The following is a 17,811-nucleotide window of genomic DNA, read 5'->3' on the forward strand; positions in this document are numbered from 1 at the left end:
CAGCAAGCCGGGGGGAACGTAAGCCTTCAGCGAAAGGATTCACTCACCCGCGGCCGGCGCTCTCTTGGCTATGGACTGGCAACGTCTGCCAGCACGGAATGCTAAATTCTGCGAGCAACGCGGCGGTTTCGCACAGGGGCAAGCCCACCACGGCCGAGTAACTGCCCTGCAACTGACTGACGAACACTGCCGCCAGCCCTTGAATACCATAACTGCCAGCCTTGTCCCGGGGTTCGCCGGTGGCCCAATAAGCCTCGATCTCTTCGCGGCTCAACTGCCGAAAGCTCACCCGACTGCTGACCACCCGCGTAGCCACCTTGGCGGTCGACGCCAGGGCCACGGCCGTCAGCACCAGATGCTCGCGACCGGACAGCGCGCTCAGGGTCGCCACCGCTTCGTCGCGATCCTGTGGCTTGCCGAGAATCTGCCCATCGAGGACCACGGCGGTATCGGCACCGAGCACTACAGCCTCACCCGGATCAACCAAGGTAGCCAGTGCGGCCTGCGCTTTGGCGCGGGCCAGACGCTCTACATAGGCGCAGGGAGACTCGTCTGGCAATAAACTTTCATCGACAGGGACGATTTGCGTGATGAAGGGCACACCGATCTGGGCCAATAATTCGCTCCGTCGCGGCGACCCGGACGCCAGGTAAAGGGTGGTCATACGGACTTCTCCCTGTCGGATTCGTGCGGGGCCTGCTGCACTCAATTGACGCTGAGGCGTTTGTGCACACCGCGCAGGATGACACAAACCCATGGCCACAACAGCGCGCTAACCAGTGCCGGCAAGACGAACGCCAGCGTGGGTGGGCGGTTACCGGTCAAGGCATTGAGCCACAGCTGGACCAGTTGAGCCAGACCGAACACCACCAACAGCACCATGCTCTGCTGCCACATGGGGAACATGCGCAAGCGTTGCTGCAGATTCATTACCAGGAAGATCACCAGAGTAAGAATCAGGGCATTCTGACCCAGTAGCGTACCGTTCAGCACATCGGCCAACAGACCGACGCACCAGGCCGTGGTCATGCCCACCCGATGGGGCAAGGCCAGCACCCAGTAGGTCAGGAACAACGCCAGCCACAGCGGCCGGCCAACCTCCATGAACTTGGGCAAGCTGGACACACTGAGCAGCAGGGCCAAGGCCAGGCTTAGCCAGATCACCCAGGTATTGCGCGCACGCAGGGCAATCATTGGCGAGGCTCCGCAGCAGGGGTGGATGAAGTGACTGGCGCAGCGCCCGCAGCCCCTTGGTGGGCGGACGGAAGCGAGGAGCCGCTCGCCGCAGGCTCGAGGGCCTGACGATCCGCCGCCTCCTGGGCCTCGGCCGAATCACTGGCGCGCTGTTCGGGGGTACGCGGGTCGGTGAAAACCAGCAGCATGTAGCGACTGCGATTCAAGTCGGCCGTCGGCATGGCACGAACAATCGCGAACGGCTGACCGGAGTCGTGAATCACCTCGGTGACCACCGCCACTGGATAGCCCGCCGGAAAATGTTGGCCCATGCCGGAGCTGAGCAGCAGATCGCCTTCCTTGATGTCCGCGGTATCGGCCACATGGCGCAACTCCAGGCGCTCCGGATTGCCGGTACCGGTGGCGATCGCGCGCAGGCCGTTGCGATTGACCTGCACCGGGATGCTGTGGGTGGTATCGGTGAGCAACAGCACCCGCGAGGTGTAGGGCATCACCTCGACCACCTGGCCCATCAGGCCACGTGCATCGAGCACCGGCTGGCCGAGCAACACGCCATCTTTGGCGCCCTTGTCGATCAGGATGCGGCGGGTAAAGGGATTGGGGTCGATACCGATCAGCTCGGTGGCCAATACTTCATCGTCGACCAGCGCCGACGAGTTGAGCAACTCGCGCAGGCGCACATTCTGCTCGGTCAACGCCGCCAGTTTCTGCAGCCGTCGCTGCATCATCAGGCTTTCGGCCTTGAGTTTTTCATTCTCGGCCGCCAGGTCGCTGCGCGAGCTGAGCTCCTGAGTGGTGCTGTCCCACAGGGTCACCGGCAAACGGCCGAGCCAGTAGACTGGCTCGACAATAAGCCCCAACTGGCTGCGCAACGGCTGCAACACGGTAAGTCGCGCATCCACCACCATCAGCGCAGCCGATAGCACAGCGAACACCAGCAGGCGTACGCCGAGCGAAGGACCTTTGGCAAATAGCGGTTTTATGGCGAGTTCCTCTCAAGCGTCAAGCAGCAAACAAAAAGCTGCAAGCGAGTGAAAACCCGGCTTGCAGCTCGAGACTTGGCGCAGACGGCTCACTCCGTGGACAGCAGGTCCATGGTGTGGCGATCCATCATGTCCAGGGCCTTGCCGCCGCCACGGGCGACGCAGGTCAGCGGGTCTTCGGCAACGATCACCGGCAGGCCGGTTTCCTGGGCCAGCAACTTGTCCAGATCACGCAGCAAGGCACCGCCACCGGTCAACACCAGGCCACGTTCGGCGATATCCGAAGCCAGCTCCGGCGGCGACTGCTCCAGCGCGCTCTTGACCGCCTGCACGATAGTGGCCAGGGATTCCTGCAGGGCTTCCAGAACCTCATTGGAGTTGAGGGTGAAGGCGCGCGGCACACCTTCGGCCAGGTTGCGGCCACGCACGTCGACTTCGCGTACTTCACCGCCCGGGTAGGCAGTGCCGATTTCCTGCTTGATCCGCTCGGCGGTGGATTCACCGATCAGCGAACCGTAGTTGCGCCGCACGTAGGTGATGATGGCTTCGTCGAAACGATCACCCCCGACCCGTACGGATTCGGCGTAGACCACGCCATTCAGCGAAATCAGGGCAATTTCCGTGGTGCCGCCACCGATATCGACGACCATGGAGCCGCGAGCTTCTTCCACCGGCAGGCCGGCACCGATAGCGGCAGCCATTGGCTCTTCGATCAGGAACACTTCGCGAGCACCGGCACCAAGGGCCGATTCACGGATGGCGCGGCGCTCCACCTGGGTGGATTTGCACGGCACGCAGATCAGCACGCGCGGCGAAGGCTGCAGAAAGCTGTTCTCGTGAACCTTGTTGATGAAGTACTGCAGCATCTTTTCGCACACGCTGAAGTCGGCGATCACGCCATCCTTCATCGGCCGGATAGCTGCGATATTGCCAGGGGTGCGACCGAGCATGCGCTTGGCTTCGGTACCGACAGCAACGACGCTTTTCTGGTTGCCGTGGGTACGGATGGCTACGACCGAAGGCTCGTTCAGGACGATACCGCGCTCGCGCACATAAATCAGGGTATTGGCAGTGCCCAGGTCGATCGACAGATCGCTGGAAAACATGCCACGCAGTTTTTTGAACATGGGAGAGGGACCCTAGGCAACGCGTGGGTAAAAGCAACGCGCGGGTAACGCGCAGATAATCAACCGCGCGGCGACGCGCGAATAAAAAGTGCGGCAAACTCTAACAACGACAGGGATTTTGAGCAAGGCGGCAATATGTTAGATTGCCTGTTTTCGGGGCTTTACGGCCCATCATCGCGGCCTTTGACCACTCGCTCACAAAATCCGTTCCCTGCACAGCTCAGCAGGGCCTTGAAATATGGAGCGGGTGAAGGCTGGGTCGGGGCGCATAGCCAGGCGAAGTCAGCCGAAAAGTGCAGTGTACGAGTTGTACATGCGCATTTTGACTGGGCTCGCACGCGAGGCTGAATTCAATGCCGCATAGCCGAGCTATGCAGTCATAACGGCCTGCTAGGCATGGCGCTCCCCGCACATTTCAATTGGCTGTCCTCTACTGGAGAACCTCAATGGCGCTTGAACGCTCCGAGGTGGAAAAAATCGCCCATCTGGCCCGACTGGGCCTGAATGAAAGCGAAATTCCACGTACCACCGAGACCCTCAACAACATTCTCGGTCTGATCGATCAGATGCAGGCGGTCGACACCACGGGTATCGAGCCACTGGCCCACCCCCTGGAAGCGACCCAGCGCCTGCGCGCCGACGTGGTGACCGAAGAAAACCACCGCGACGCCTACCAGGCGATCGCCCCGGCCGTCGAGAACGGCCTGTACCTGGTTCCCAAGGTGATTGAGTGATGCATCGACTGACCCTGGCTGAAATCGCCCGCGCCCTGGCCGCCAAACAATTTTCCGCCGAGGAGCTGACCCGCAGCCTGCTGCAACGCATTGGTCAACTCGACCCGCAGCTCAACAGCTTCATCAGCGTCACCGAAGAGCTGGCCCTGGAGCAGGCCAAGGCCGCCGACGCCCGCCGCGCCGCTGGTGAAACCGGCGCCCTGCTTGGTGCACCGATCGGCCACAAGGACCTGTTCTGCACCCAAGGCGTGCTGACCAGCTGCGGCTCGAAAATCCTCCAAGGCTTCAAGGCGCCCTATAACGCCACAGTGGTGGAGAAACTCGCCGCCGCCGGCAGCGTGACCCTGGGCAAGCTGAACATGGACGAATTCGCCATGGGCTCGGCCAACGAGTCCAGCCATTACGGCGCGGTGAAAAACCCCTGGGACCTGACCCGCGTCCCGGGCGGCTCCTCCGGTGGCTCGGCCGCAGCGGTAGCCGCACGCCTGTTGCCGGCCGCCACCGGCACCGACACCGGCGGCTCGATCCGCCAGCCGGCCGCGCTGACCAACCTCACCGGGATCAAGCCGACCTACGGCCGCGTCTCCCGCTGGGGCATGATCGCTTACGCCTCCAGCCTCGACCAGGGCGGCCCACTGGCCCGTAACGCCGAAGACTGTGCACTGATGCTGCAGGCCATGGCCGGCTTCGACCCGAAAGATTCCACCAGTGTCGACCAGCCGGTCGATGACTACCTCGCGGCATTGGCCAAACCGCTGAATGGCCTGCGCATCGGCCTGCCCAAGGAATACTTCGGCGCTGGCCTCGACAGCCGGATTGCCGAGGCGGTGCTGAGCGTGGTCGAGGAGCTGAAAAAGCTCGGCGCCACGGTCAAGGACATCAGCCTGCCGGCCATGCAGCATGCGATTCCGGCCTATTACGTGATCGCCCCGGCCGAAGCCAGCTCCAACCTGTCGCGCTTCGACGGCGTGCGCTTCGGCTACCGCTGCGAAAACCCGGTCAACCTCGAGGACCTGTACAAGCGCTCGCGCGGCGAAGGCTTCGGCGCCGAGGTCAAGCGCCGCATCATGATCGGCACCTACGCGCTGTCCGCCGGTTACTACGACGCCTATTACCTGAAAGCACAGAAGATCCGCCGACTGATCAAGAACGACTTCGTCGCCGCCTTCAACGAGGTGGACGTGATTCTCGGCCCGACCACGCCGAACCTGGCCTGGAAACTCGGCGAGAAGAACAACGACCCGGTCGCCGCTTACCTGGAAGACATCTACACCATCACCGCCAACCTCGCCGGTATTCCCGGCCTGTCGATGCCTGCCGGCTTCGTCGACGGTTTGCCGGTGGGCGTGCAACTGCTCGCGCCGTATTTCCAGGAAGGACGCCTGCTCAACGTGGCGCACCAATATCAACAAGTCACTGATTGGCACGCTCGCGCGCCAAGCGGATTTTGAGGACGACTCACATGCAATGGGAAACCGTGATCGGGCTGGAAATCCACGCACAGCTCAGCACCAAATCGAAGATTTTTTCCGCCAGCGCCATCGCCTTCGGCGCCGAACCCAATACCCAGGCCAGCCTGGTTGACCTCGGCATGCCCGGCACCCTGCCGGTGCTCAACGCCGAAGCCGTGCGCATGGCCTGCAAGTTCGGCCTGGCCATCGACGCGCACATCGCGCCGAGCAACGTCTTCGCCCGCAAGAACTACTTCTACCCGGACCTGCCCAAGGGCTATCAGACCAGCCAGATGGATCACCCCATCGTCGGCAAGGGCTTCCTCGACATCACCCTGGAAGACGGCACGCAAAAGCGCATCGGCATCACCCGCGCACACCTGGAAGAAGACGCCGGCAAGAGCCTGCACGAAGACTTCCACGGCATGAGCGGCATCGACCTCAATCGTGCCGGCACGCCGCTGCTGGAGATCGTCTCCGAGCCGGATATCCGCAGCGCCAAGGAAGCGGTGGCCTACGTCAAGGCCATCCACGCCCTGGTGCGTTACCTCGGCATCTGCGACGGCAATATGGCCGAAGGCTCGCTGCGCTGCGACTGCAACGTCTCAGTACGGCCAAAAGGCCAGGCCGAATACGGCACCCGCGCCGAGATCAAGAACGTCAACTCCTTCCGCTTTATCGAGAAGGCAATCAACCACGAGGTACAGCGGCAGATCGAGCGGATCGAGGACGGCGGCAAGATCGTCCAGGAAACCCGCCTGTACGATCCGAACAAGGACGAAACGCGCTCCATGCGCAGCAAGGAGGAAGCCAACGACTACCGTTACTTCCCCTGCCCCGACCTGCTGCCGGTGGTGATCGAGCAGAGTTTCCTCGATGAAATTCGCGCCAGCCTGCCGGAGTTGCCGGTGCAGAAGCGCGCGCGCTTCGAGGCGCAGTTCGGCCTGTCCGCCTACGACGCCGACGTACTGGCCGCCAGTCGCGAACTGGCCGACTACTTCGAAGCGGTCAATGCCGTGTGTGGCGACGCCAAGCTGGCCGCCAACTGGGTCATGGGCGAGCTGTCCAGCCTGCTCAACACCGGAAACCTTTCGATCGAACAGTCGCCGGTTTCCGCCGAGCAACTGGGCGGCATGATCCTGCGCATCAAGGACAACACCATCAGCGGCAAGATCGCCAAGATGGTGTTCGAGGCGCTGGCCGCCGGCGAAGGCACCACGGCCGACGAAGTGATCGAGAGCAAGGGGCTCAAGCAGGTCACCGACTCCGGCGCCATCGAAAGCCTGCTGGATGAAGTGCTGGCAGCCAACGCCGAGCAGGTCGAACAGTACCGCGCCAGCGACGACGCCAAGCGCGGCAAGATGTTCGGCTTCTTCGTCGGCCAGGCCATGAAGGCCTCGAAAGGCAAGGCCAACCCCGGCCAGGTGAACCAACTGCTGAAGAAAAAGCTCGAAGGCTGAACCTGACGCCAACGCATGCGTTGGCCCAGCGAGCGCCCGGCCATGAATGACCGGGCCGGCCCTCCCAGCAGGACACGGATGTCTCGACACACGCAACGCCGGGCCCGCCCGGCGTTGTTTTATCCGCAGGGTGGAAAACCGCGCAGGATTTCCCACCACAAGCCGGTGGATGCTCGACGTGCTGTCCATCCGCCCAAGGAGTCGCCATGCGCCTGCTCTTGATCGTGACCATCGCCCTGCTCCTCAGCGCGTGCGCCAGCCAGGGCCAGATAGACCCGCACGGTTACCGCGCCGAAGGTCAGGCGTCCTATTACGGCGCGCGCCACCATGGCCAGAAAACCGCCAGTGGCGAGCGCTTCGACCGGCACGCCCTGACCGCCGCGCATCGCAGCCTGCCCTTCGGCAGCAAGGTGCTGGTCACCAACCTGCGCAATGACAAGAGCGTAGTGGTGCGCATCAACGACCGCGGCCCCTATGCCAAGAAACGCATCATCGATCTCTCGCAAAAGGCCGCCGAACAGCTGGATATGCTGCGCGCCGGCGTGGTGCCGGTGCGCCTGCAGCAACTGGCCGAGTGAACATAGCTGTTTACAAAGAACACGCGATCGCCCTCTGGCGTCCTGCAAGCCGATGATTAAACTAGCGCCTCTTTTCTGGAGCCCCTTGCAATGACCCCGATAACCTTCGTCTACCTGATTGCCGGCCTGGTATTGCTGGTAGCCGGCGCCGAGGTGCTGGTCCGCGGCGCCGCCAAACTGGCAGCGCAATTCGGTATTCCGCCCTTGGTAATCGGCTTGACCGTGGTGGCCTTCGGCACCAGCGCGCCGGAAAGCGCGGTGAGTATCCAGGCCGCCCTGAACAACAGTGGCGACCTGGCCATCGGCAACGTGATCGGCAGCAATATCGCCAACGTCCTGCTGATCCTCGGCATGACGGCCCTGGTCGCGCCGCTGATTGTCTCCCGGCAACTGATCCGCCTGGATGTGCCGATCATGATCGGCGCCAGCCTGGTGGTGTATGCCCTGGCCTGGGACGGCAGTCTGAGCACGCTCGACGGCGCCCTGCTGTTCGCTGGCGTGGTGACCTACACCGGTTTTCTGATCATCAGCAGCCTGCGCGACAAGAGCACCGCCGAGGATGGTGAATTCGCCAAGGAGTTCGGCCTGCACGAAGTACCCAAACCCTATGCCTGGCTGATCAACCTGGCGCTGATCATCGTCGGCCTGATCCTGCTGGTGAGCGGCTCGCACTTCCTGGTCGAAGGCGCCGTCAGCCTGGCCCGCGCACTCGGCCTGTCCGAACTGATCATCGGCCTGACCGTGGTGGCCATCGGCACTTCGCTGCCGGAGCTGGCCACCTCGATCCTCGCCGCCATCCGCGGCGAACGGGATATCGCCGTGGGCAATATCGTCGGCAGCAACATCTTCAACCTGCTGTTCGTGCTGGGCCTGGCCTCGCTGGCCTCGCCGCTGCCGATCTCGATCTCGCCGAACGCCCTGGCCTTCGACTTCCCGGTGATGATCGCCGTGGCCGTGGCCTGCCTGCCGATCTTCTTTGCCGGGTACCGCATCAATCGCTGGGAAGGCCTGCTGTTCCTCGCCTACTACCTGGCCTACACCCTCTACCTGGCACTGTTCGCCACCGGCCGACCGCTGGCCCAGGTCTTCGGTGACGCCATGCTTGGTTATGTGCTGCCGCTGACGGCGGTGACCCTGGTGGTCATTGCCGGGCGTGCCTGGCAAAAACAGCGCACGGCCTGACCCTCAACCTGGAGCTGCATATGAGCGATAACTACGACAAGGGCCTGCAGGCACGCCGCGAGGTCATGGGCGACGCCTTCGTCGATCGCGCCCTGGGCAATGCCACCGCGTTCACCCAACCCCTGCAGGATTTCGTCAACGAACACGCCTGGGGCGGCGTCTGGACCCGCGAGGGGTTGGACCGCAAGACCCGCAGCCTGATCACCCTGGCGGCGCTGACTGCGCTGAGGTGCCCGCAGGAACTCAAGGGCCACGTGCGTGGCGCCCTGAACAACGGCTGCACGGTCGAGGAAATCCGCGAGGCGCTGCTGCACTGTGCGGTCTACGCCGGGGTGCCGGCGGCCATCGACGCCTTCCGCGCGGCGCAGGAAGTGATCGAGGCGCACCAGCAGCCCTGACCGACTAGCCGGACGCCGCCCGGCATTGCCGGCCTAGACCCAGCCGAGCCACTGCAGCAGGAACAGGCCGAGGTTGATCGTCACCACCCCGGCCAGGGTGGTGATCACGATGATCGCCGCCGCCAGCTGATGGTTGCCATTCACCGCCCGCGCCATGACGAAGCTGGCCGCGGCGGTGGGGCTGGCAAAATAGAGGAAGAGGATGCCCAGGTCGGCGCCGCGAAAGCCGCAGAGCCAGGCGCCCAGGGTGGCCAACAACGGCAGCCAGACCATCTTCATCAGGCTTGAACTGATGGCAATGCCGCTGCTGTTGCGCAACGAGGCCAGCGTCAGGGTGCCCCCGATGCAGATCAATGCCAGCGGCAGGGTCATCTGCGCGAAGTACTGGGTCGAGATCATCAGCCAATCCGGTAGCGGCAGCCGCCAGTAGGCGATCGGTATCGCCGCCAGCACACCGATGATCAGCGGATTACCGAGGATGCTCTTGCCGATGGCCCAGGGCCCGGACTTGACGTGCGGGCTGTAGATCGCCAGGACCATGGCCGACAGGGTGTTGTAGCAAAGGATCACCACCCCGCCCAATACCGCCCCGACCGACAGGCCGTAATCGCCGTACAGGCTGGTGGCCAGCGCCAGACCGACGATGCCGTTGTTGCCGCGAAACGCACCCTGGGTGTAGATCCCCCGATCCACCTGCGGCCAGCGCCAGATCGCCCAGCCCCAGGCGATCAGGAAACACATCAGGGTTGCCAGCACGAAGTAGCCGAGCAGCGCCGGCTGCAGCGCCGTGCTCAGGTCCGCCTTGACGATGCCGAGAAACAGCAACGCCGGCAGGGTGCCGCGAAACACCAGCGACGACGCGGTATTGATAAAGGCATCGTCGATCCAGCCCAGGCGCTTGAGCCCTACCCCGAGAAACAGCATGGAAAAGACCGGCGCAGTGATGGCGAGGGTTTGCTGAACGACGACGAGCATGACAGCCCCTGGCAGACGATTTACTTAGGGGGCTAATCATAGCAACAGAAGAGCTAGGGCAACCTGAGACTATCCACTTCGGCATGAGTCCGGGCTCAGCGTTGGGCAAACCAGGCCTCCGCGCTTGTCAAAATCGAGCGCGGTTACCAGGCCGCAGCCAGGCGTTCGTGGCAAGTCGGCGCGTCGCGCAGTGGTAAGCGGTGTTTTCTCACGGCCTCTCAGCGCTTGACCGGCCGCTTTTGCAATTTGCGCTGCAAGGTGCGCCGGTGCATGCCGAGGGCGCGGGCAGTGGCGGAGATATTGCCTTCGTGCTCGCTGAGCACGCGCTGGATATGTTCCCACTGCAGGCGGTCCACCGACATCGGATTTTCCGGCACCAGGGTATCCAGGTCGGCGTGCTGGGTCAGCAGCGCGGCCAGCACATCGTCGGCATCGGCCGGCTTGCACAGGTAGTTGCAGGCGCCGCGCTTGATCGCCTCCACCGCGGTGGCGATGCTCGAGTAGCCGGTGAGGATCACCACGCGCATCTCCGCATCCAGTTCCAGCAGCTTGGGCAGCAGTACCAGGCCGGAGTCGCCTTCCATCTTCAAATCGAGCACCGCGTAATCCGGCAGATCCTGCTCGGCCAGGGCCAGGCCTTCCTCGGCGGAACCGGCGGTCGACACACGCAGGCCGCGACGGCTCATGGCTCGCGCCATCACCCGGGTAAAAGTCGGGTCATCGTCGACCAACAGCAGGTGGGGCTGCTCTTCGCCTTCGAATAGGACTTCGTCACTCATGTTCAATACTTCCTCAGGCTCGGCCATAGGCGCGCGGCAACTTGAGCTCGGTGAGCGTGCCGCCCTCTTCGTGGTTATACAGCTTTACCGTGCCGCCGGCACGGGTGACGCTGGCCTGACTGAGAAACAGACCCAGGCCGAACCCCTTGCCCTTGGTGGTGAAAAACGGCCGACCAATCTGCTCGGCAATGACCAGAGGCACCCCGGCACCGAAATCGCGAATGCTCAGGCGCAGCCACTGGTGATCCCAGTCGAGGCGAATGTCCAGCTTGTCCGGGCAGGCGTCGGCCGCGTTGTTCAACAGGTTGAGCAGCGCCTGGGTCAGGTCCGCCGGCGGCATCAGGCGTGGCGGCGTGCCCAGCCCCAGGCACTGATAGCGGTAGCTGGCCTCCGGGCGCATCAGGTGCCAGCGATTGAGGGCGGTTTCCAGCCACTCCACCGCGGACTGCTCGACCACCGCCTGACGCCGGTCCGCTTCGGCGGCGCGCACCAGGTGCTGGAGGGTTTCCTTGCACAGCTTGACCTGTTCCTGCAGCACCGCCAGATCTTCCTGCAACAGCGGATCCTGATGCTCGCGGCGCAGCTCCTTGATCAAGACGCTCATGGTCGCCAGCGGCGTTCCCAGCTCATGGGCCGCACCGGCGGCCTGGGTGGCGACCGCGAGCAACTGCTGGTCACGCAAGCCTTCCTCACGGCGCTCGGCGCGCAGCTCCTCCTGATCACGCAGCTCCTCGGCCATCTTGGCGACGAAGAAGGTAATCAGTCCCGCGGCCAGGGCGAAACTCAGCCACATGCCATAGATCAACAGGCTTTCGCGCGGACCTGGCGGCAATTCAAGCGGGTGCGACCACACCAGCAGCAACGTGTAGCCGGCCAGTGCCAGGCCCGACAGGGTGATGGTGAACAGCCAGGGCAAGGTCGCCGCAGCGATCGTCAGCGGCACCAGGTAGTAGGAGACAAAGGGGTTGGTCGAGCCGCCCGAGTAATACAGCAGCACGCTGTGGATGATCAGGTCGCACCCCAGCTGCACCGCATATTCCAGCTCGGTGACCGGCCAGGGCCCGCGCAGGCGCAAGGCGGTCAGCAAGCACAACACCAGCGAGACACCCAGGGTGATGCTCAGCTGCTGCCAGGGCAACGGCAGCAGCCCGGAGTTGTAGGCCAGGCCCACCGAGCCCGCCTGGGCGGCCAGTACCAGGATCCGGATCAGGGTCAGGCGCCAGAGATTTTGCCGGCTGGCCGACAGCAACTGTACGGGTGCGAGCATGGGCTCTCCAAAAAGGTCTCGTGTGCCGAGCTGGCCGAGTATAACCAAGGCTCCGCCTGGCCCGCTGCGACAACTGGCCGCAGCCAAGACCGCCGTCAGCTACCAGGGCGGGGCGGACGGCGATCCGTTTCAGCCCGGCAACAACCGTCATCCAGGCAAACCACCCGCCCCACAGCAACGCATCGCAAGGTGACGGCCCGGGCCAAACAATGAACCGGATTTAACCCGAACAGTCGAATCGCTACGTCTACCCTTAGCAACACCCCGCACACTAAGGGGCCCCATCACGCACAAGGAAACGTCATGCAGTCATTGTCCCGTCTTGCCAGTGCCCTGGTCATCAGCGCCGCCGGATTGCTCAGCCTTGCGGCCCACGCCGAAGAGGTCCGCTACAACCAGATCTCCCTGCGCGCCGAGGTCAATCAGGAAATAGCCCACGACCTGATGCACGTCACCCTCTACAGCGAAGCGCAGGGCAGCGACCCGGCTGCCCTGGCGGCGCAGATCAGCAAGACCCTCAACGCCAGCATCGCCCAGGCGCGCAAGGCCAAGGGCGTCAGGGTGGCCATGGGCGGCCGCCGCAGTTATCCGGTCTACGATGACAAGGGCCAACAGATCACGGCCTGGCGCGAGCGTGCTGAATTGCGCCTGGAAAGCGCCGACTTCAGCGTCCTGTCCAAGCTTACAGGGGAGATGCTGCAAGACCTGAAGATGGGCGGAATGGACTTCAGCATTGCCAGTGCCACGCGCAAAACCCATGAGGATGCCCTGCTCAAGGAGGCCGTCGCAGCCTTCAAGGCCCGCGCGCAACTGGCCACCGAAGCCCTGGGCGGCAGCGGCTACAAACTGGTCAACCTGAACCTGAGCAGCGGCGGCTTTCAACCGCCGATGCCCATGCGCATGAACGCGATGAAAGGCGCGACCATGATGGATGCCGCCGTGACACCGGAAATCGAAGCCGGCACCACCCAGGTGACAATCAATGCCGACGGCGTGATCGAAGTGCAGATGCCCTGAACCACGCCTTGCAAGCATGCAGCGCCGCTATCGGAAGATAGCGGCGCTTTGCCATGTTATCGCCAGCCAATTACTTAGATGCGACAACCACGTACAACTCTCCCGCAGTTGCTACGCTAAATGCGTTACGTCCCTTGCCTGCGGCACATGCCCTGCATAGCTTCAGCCAAGGTCTCCACAAGAGTCCCCTCACGCGAACAACCACAATAATCAATGAGGTCACTATGCGTAAAAACGCCTTCATCCAGGCTTTTGTCATTGCTGGGCTGATTGCCGGCACCCCGCTGGCTCAAGCCGCGAGCAACCTGGTGTTCTGTTCCGAAGGCAGCCCGGCCGGGTTCGACCCGGGGCTGTACACCACCGGTACCGACTTCGATGCCTCCGCGGAAACCATGTTCAATCGCCTGACCCAGTTCGAACGCGGCGGTACTGCGGTCATCCCCGGTCTCGCGGAAAAATGGGACATCGCCGCAGATGGCCTGAGCTACATCTTCCACCTGCGTCCCGACGTCAAGTTCCACAGCACCGCGTACTTCACGCCGAGCCGCACCTTCAATGCCGACGACGTGCTGTTTACCTTTCAGCGCATGCTCGACAAGGAGCATCCGTTCCGCAAGGCCTACCCCAGCGAATTCCCCTACTTCACCGACATGGGCATGGACGCCAATATCGCCAAGCTGGAAAAGCTCGACGACATGACGGTCAAGTTCACCCTCAACGAGGTGGACGCCGCCTTTATCCAGAATCTGGCGATGAGCTTCGCCTCGATCCACTCGGCCGAATACGCCGGGCAGTTGCTTAAGGCCGGCAAGGCCGCCGATATCAACCAAAAGCCAATCGGCACCGGCCCCTTCGTGTTCAGCCGTTACCAGAAAGACTCGCAGATCCGCTTCAAGGGCAACAAGGACTACTGGAACCCGGATGACGTCAAGATCGACAACCTGATCTTCGCCATCAACACCGACGCCTCGGTGCGCATGCAGAAGCTCAGGGCCGGCGAATGCCACGTCACCCTGTTCCCGCGCCCGGCCGATCTCGACGCGCTGCGACAAGACCCGAACATCCAGATGCCCTCGCAACCGGGCTTCAACGATGGCTATATCGCCTACAACGTCAGGCACAAACCGTTCGACCAGCTCGCCGTGCGCCAGGCCCTGGACATGGCGGTGAACAAGCAGGCGATCATCGACGCGGTGTACCAGAGCGCCGGCCAACTGGCGGTCAACGGTATGCCGCCGACCCAGTGGTCGTATAACGACAGCATCAAGGACGCCCCCTACGACCCGGAAAAAGCCAAGCAACTGCTCAAGGAAGCCGGGGTCAAGGAAGGTACCGAGATCACCCTGTGGGCCATGCCGGTGCAGCGCCCGTACAACCCCAACGCCAAACTGATGGCCGAGATGCTCCAGGCCGACTGGGGCAAGATCGGCCTCAAGGTGAAGATCGTCAGCTACGAATGGGGCGAGTACCTCAAGCGCACCAAGGCCGGCGAACACGATGCCATGCTGATCGGCTGGAGCGGCGACAACGGCGACCCGGACAACTGGCTGGGCACCCTGTACGGCTGCGATGCGGTGGACGGCAACAACTTCTCCAAATGGTGCGATGCCGATTACGACAAGCTGATCAAGGCGGCCAAGCGCACCACCGACGTGGCCGAGCGCACCAAGCTGTACAAGCAGGCCCAGGTGATTCTCAAGAACGAAGTGCCGATCACCCCGATCGCTCACTCCACCGTGTATCAACCGATGCGCAAGAGCGTAAAGGACTTCAGGATCAGCCCCTTCGCGCTCAACGCCTTCTATGGGGTGAGTGTCAGCGAGTAACCCGCCCAGCGTGATCCCCCGGGCCGGTTATCCACCGGCCCGGGTTTCGTGCCAGGCGTGACCTATCCCGTGACGCCTGATTCGCACCGTCGTAGTTTGGGAACACCGAAGATGCCGATCCCCCTGTTTCTTCGCCTGCTGCTCTGTGGCGCCCTTGCCACTGCCAGCCAGGCCTATGCCGCCAGCGACAGCCTGGTGGTCTGTACCGAGGCCAGCCCGGAAGGCTTCGACATCGTCCAGTACACCGCGGCAACCACCGCCGATGCCGTGGCGGAAACCGTGCTCGAGCGCCTGGTCGATTTCGCGCCGGGCAGCACCGCGCTGATCCCCGGCCTGGCCGAACGCTGGGACATCTCCGCCGATGGTCTGAACTACACCTTTCACCTGCGCCGGGGGGTGAAATTTCACCGCACCGCCTGGTTCACCCCGAGCCGCGAGTTGAATGCCGACGACGTGCTCTGGAGCTTGCAACGCCAGCTCGACCCACAGCATCCCTGGCACCAGCTGTCCGTGCGCGGTTTCCCCTATGCCGAAGCCATGGGCATGGCGCAGCTGATCGAACGCATCGACAAGCTCGACGAACATAGCCTGCGCGTTGTCCTCAAACACCCCGAAGCGCCCTTCCTGGCCGACCTGGCCATGGGCTTCGCGTCCATCTATTCGGCCGAGTACGCCGGACAGCTACTCGCCCAGGGCAAGAGCGAACAGCTCAACCGCCTGCCGGTCGGGACCGGCCCCTTCATCTTCGAGCGCTATGCCAAGGACGCCCAGGTGCGCTTTCGCGGCAACCCGCAGTACTGGAATGGCGCGCCGGCACTCGAGCGGCTGATCTTCGCCATCACCCCCGAGCCCAATGTGCGCCAGCAGAGGCTCAAGGCTGGCGACTGCCAGATCGCCCTGTACCCGCGGCCGGTGGACATTCCGGCACTGAAGGCCGACCCCGAACTGCAGGTGCTGGAGCTGGACTCGCTGCTCACCGCCTATATCGGCATCAATACCCGTCACCCACCGCTGGACGATGTGCGCGTACGTCAGGCACTCAACCTGGCCTTCGACAAGAGCGCCTACCTGCGCGCGCAATACGGCGAGGGCGGCGCCAGCCCGGCCGTGGCGCCCTACCCGGCGACGCTCTGGGGCCACGACCCGGGCCTTACTGGCTGGCCCCATGATGTCGCGCGGGCCAAACAGTTGCTGCGCGAGGCCGGCCTCGGCGCCGGCTTCAAGCTGTCGATCTGGACCCGCCCCGGCGGCGGCCCGACCAACCCCAACCCGGGCATCGGCGCGCAGATGCTCCAGGCCGATCTCGCCGCCATCGGCATCCAGGCCGATATCCGCGTGTTCGAGTGGGGTGAGCTGATCAAGCGGGCCAAGCATGGCGAACACGACCTGGTGTTCATGGGCTGGGCCGGCGACAACGGCGACCCGGACAACTTCCTCACCCCCAACCTGTCCTGCGCCGCCGCCGAGTCCGGCGAGAACCAGGCCGGCTGGTGCGACCAGCAATTCGAGGCACTGATCAGCCAGGCCCGCCAGGTGCATGAACAGGCGCAACGGGCCGCGCTGTATCGCCAGGCCCTGACGATCTTCCACGAGCAGGCGCCCTGGATCGTCCTGGCCCACCCCAAGCAGTTCAGCGTCCTGCGCAAGGACGTCCGGGGATTCGTCCTCAGCCCCATGGGCTCGAACAACTTCGCCCGGGTGCAACGACCATGAGCAATCCCGCGCTTACTGAACTGCCTTCGCCGTCATTGCCGAATGCCGCCCCACCACAACAGCGCCGGGCCACGCAGCCCGGCGCACCGATCCAACCGTTGGAGTGCTGATAGCCCATGTTGTCCTTTATCGCTCGCCGCCTGGGGCTACTGATCCCCACCTTTTTCGGCATCACCTTGCTGACCTTCGCCCTGATTCGCATGATCCCCGGCGACCCGGTGGAAGTGATGATGGGTGAACGCCGGGTCGACCCGGTCATGCACGCCGAAGCCATGGAACGCCTAGGCCTGAACAAGCCGCTGTACGCCCAGTACATCGACTACATCGGCCAACTGGCTCAGGGCGATCTTGGCGAATCGCTGCGCACCCGCACCAGTGTCTGGAGCGAGTTCCTCACCCTGTTCCCCGCGACCCTGGAACTGGCCCTCGCCGCCCTGCTGTTCGCCGGTAGCCTGGGCCTGATCGCCGGGGTGGTGGCCGCCCTGAAACGCGGCTCGCTGTTCGATCACGGGGTGATGGGCATCTCCCTGGCCGGCTACTCCATGCCGATCTTCTGGTGGGGCCTGCTGCTGATCATGTTCTTCTCGGTGTGGCTGGGCTGGACCCCGGTGTCCGGGCGTATCGACCTGCTTTACGACATCCCGCCGGTGACCGGCTTCATGCTGATCGACAGCCTGCTCAGCGGTGAAGAAGGCGCCTTCGTCGATGCCCTGCATCACCTGATCCTGCCGGCCATCGTGCTGGGCACCATTCCCCTGGCGGTGATCGCCCGCATGACCCGCTCGGCGATGCTCGAAGTGCTGGGTGAGGACTATGTGCGCACCGCCCGCGCCAAGGGCCTGTCACCCGCACGGGTGGTGTTCGTCCACGGCTTGCGCAACGCGCTGATTCCGGTACTCACGGTGTTCGGCCTGCAGGTCGGCGCCCTGCTCGCTGGCGCGGTGCTGACCGAAACCATTTTTTCCTGGCCGGGCATTGGCAAATGGCTGATCGAATCGATCGGCGCCCGCGACTACCCGGTGGTGCAGAACGGCATCCTGCTGATCGCCTGCCTGGTCATCCTGGTCAACTTCGTCGTGGACATCCTCTACGGCCTGGCCAATCCACGCATCCGTCACCAGCGCTAA

General features: G+C 63.6%; 17 protein-coding genes. 10 read left to right on the forward strand and 7 right to left on the reverse strand.

Going from position 1 to position 17,811, the window contains the following annotated elements; translation table 11 throughout:
- Positions 1–43: 43 nt before the first annotated feature.
- From LJY18_RS01540 to mreB, 4 genes are all read right to left on the reverse strand, one after another.
- Entirely contained in the window at positions 44–664 is a 621-nt protein-coding gene (locus LJY18_RS01540) for a Maf family protein (RefSeq protein WP_238039975.1), read from the reverse strand.
- A gap of 41 nt (positions 665–705) precedes the next feature.
- Positions 706–1,194, reverse strand: coding sequence for a rod shape-determining protein MreD (mreD, locus tag LJY18_RS01545; RefSeq protein WP_238039976.1), 489 nt, complete (start codon positions 1,192–1,194; stop codon positions 706–708).
- Positions 1,191–2,129: a rod shape-determining protein MreC gene (gene mreC, locus LJY18_RS01550; RefSeq protein ID WP_238039977.1), complete on the reverse strand. Its 939-nt coding sequence runs from the start codon at positions 2,127–2,129 to the stop codon at positions 1,191–1,193. Before mreC ends, mreD begins: the two co-directional genes overlap by 4 nt.
- A gap of 137 nt (positions 2,130–2,266) precedes the next feature.
- A complete protein-coding gene (gene mreB, locus LJY18_RS01555) occupies positions 2,267–3,304 on the reverse strand; it encodes a rod shape-determining protein MreB (protein ID WP_079203152.1) in 1,038 nt (345 codons plus the stop codon).
- A gap of 446 nt (positions 3,305–3,750) precedes the next feature.
- Between mreB and gatC the strand changes: the two genes are divergently transcribed.
- The 6 genes from gatC (at position 3,751) to pcaC (ending at position 9,107) form a co-directional block, all read left to right on the forward strand.
- The gene (gatC, locus tag LJY18_RS01560) at positions 3,751–4,038 is read left to right on the forward strand and encodes an Asp-tRNA(Asn)/Glu-tRNA(Gln) amidotransferase subunit GatC (protein WP_172144020.1); all 288 of its coding nucleotides are present in this window, start codon (positions 3,751–3,753) and stop codon (positions 4,036–4,038) included.
- Positions 4,035–5,489, forward strand: a complete 1,455-nt coding sequence (gatA, locus tag LJY18_RS01565; RefSeq protein WP_238039978.1) for an Asp-tRNA(Asn)/Glu-tRNA(Gln) amidotransferase subunit GatA — start codon at positions 4,035–4,037, stop codon at positions 5,487–5,489. The genes gatC and gatA overlap by 4 nt, the downstream gene beginning before the upstream one ends.
- An 11-nt stretch (positions 5,490–5,500) precedes the next feature.
- Positions 5,501–6,949 (forward strand): Asp-tRNA(Asn)/Glu-tRNA(Gln) amidotransferase subunit GatB, encoded by a 1,449-nt coding sequence (gene gatB / locus LJY18_RS01570; protein WP_238039979.1) that lies wholly within the window; start codon positions 5,501–5,503, stop codon positions 6,947–6,949.
- Positions 6,950–7,155: 206 nt separating this feature from the next.
- Positions 7,156–7,527, forward strand: a complete 372-nt coding sequence (locus LJY18_RS01575) for a septal ring lytic transglycosylase RlpA family protein (protein WP_238039980.1) — start codon at positions 7,156–7,158, stop codon at positions 7,525–7,527.
- 90 nt (positions 7,528–7,617) lie between these two features.
- Positions 7,618–8,709 (forward strand): calcium/sodium antiporter, encoded by a 1,092-nt coding sequence (locus tag LJY18_RS01580; RefSeq protein WP_238039981.1) that lies wholly within the window; start codon positions 7,618–7,620, stop codon positions 8,707–8,709.
- A 20-nt stretch (positions 8,710–8,729) separates the two neighbouring features.
- A complete protein-coding gene (gene pcaC, locus LJY18_RS01585) occupies positions 8,730–9,107 on the forward strand; it encodes a 4-carboxymuconolactone decarboxylase (RefSeq protein ID WP_238039982.1) in 378 nt (125 codons plus the stop codon).
- Positions 9,108–9,140: 33 nt separating this feature from the next.
- Here pcaC and LJY18_RS01590 read toward each other — a convergent pair whose 3' ends face one another.
- From LJY18_RS01590 to LJY18_RS01600, 3 genes are all read right to left on the reverse strand, one after another.
- A complete protein-coding gene (locus LJY18_RS01590; RefSeq protein WP_238039983.1) occupies positions 9,141–10,082 on the reverse strand; it encodes an AEC family transporter in 942 nt (313 codons plus the stop codon).
- Positions 10,083–10,300: 218 nt separating this feature from the next.
- Positions 10,301–10,861, reverse strand: a complete 561-nt coding sequence (locus LJY18_RS01595) for a response regulator transcription factor (protein ID WP_172143996.1) — start codon at positions 10,859–10,861, stop codon at positions 10,301–10,303.
- A gap of 13 nt (positions 10,862–10,874) precedes the next feature.
- Positions 10,875–12,128 (reverse strand): ATP-binding protein, encoded by a 1,254-nt coding sequence (locus LJY18_RS01600; RefSeq protein ID WP_238039984.1) that lies wholly within the window; start codon positions 12,126–12,128, stop codon positions 10,875–10,877.
- A gap of 303 nt (positions 12,129–12,431) precedes the next feature.
- Here LJY18_RS01600 and LJY18_RS01605 point away from each other — a divergent pair, with 303 nt between their 5' ends.
- The 4 genes from LJY18_RS01605 (at position 12,432) to LJY18_RS01620 (ending at position 17,811) form a co-directional block, all read left to right on the forward strand.
- The gene (locus LJY18_RS01605; RefSeq protein ID WP_238039985.1) at positions 12,432–13,145 is read left to right on the forward strand and encodes an SIMPL domain-containing protein; all 714 of its coding nucleotides are present in this window, start codon (positions 12,432–12,434) and stop codon (positions 13,143–13,145) included.
- Positions 13,146–13,369: 224 nt separating this feature from the next.
- Entirely contained in the window at positions 13,370–14,971 is a 1,602-nt protein-coding gene (locus LJY18_RS01610) for an ABC transporter substrate-binding protein (RefSeq protein ID WP_238039986.1), read from the forward strand.
- A 111-nt stretch (positions 14,972–15,082) separates the two neighbouring features.
- Positions 15,083–16,684: an ABC transporter substrate-binding protein gene (locus tag LJY18_RS01615; RefSeq protein ID WP_238039987.1), complete on the forward strand. Its 1,602-nt coding sequence runs from the start codon at positions 15,083–15,085 to the stop codon at positions 16,682–16,684.
- Between the two features lie 116 nt (positions 16,685–16,800).
- Positions 16,801–17,811, forward strand: a complete 1,011-nt coding sequence (locus LJY18_RS01620; RefSeq protein ID WP_238039988.1) for an ABC transporter permease subunit — start codon at positions 16,801–16,803, stop codon at positions 17,809–17,811.

It is taken from the genome of Pseudomonas sp. MMS21 TM103 (assembly GCF_022132145.1).
GTDB lineage: Bacteria > Pseudomonadota > Gammaproteobacteria > Pseudomonadales > Pseudomonadaceae > Aquipseudomonas.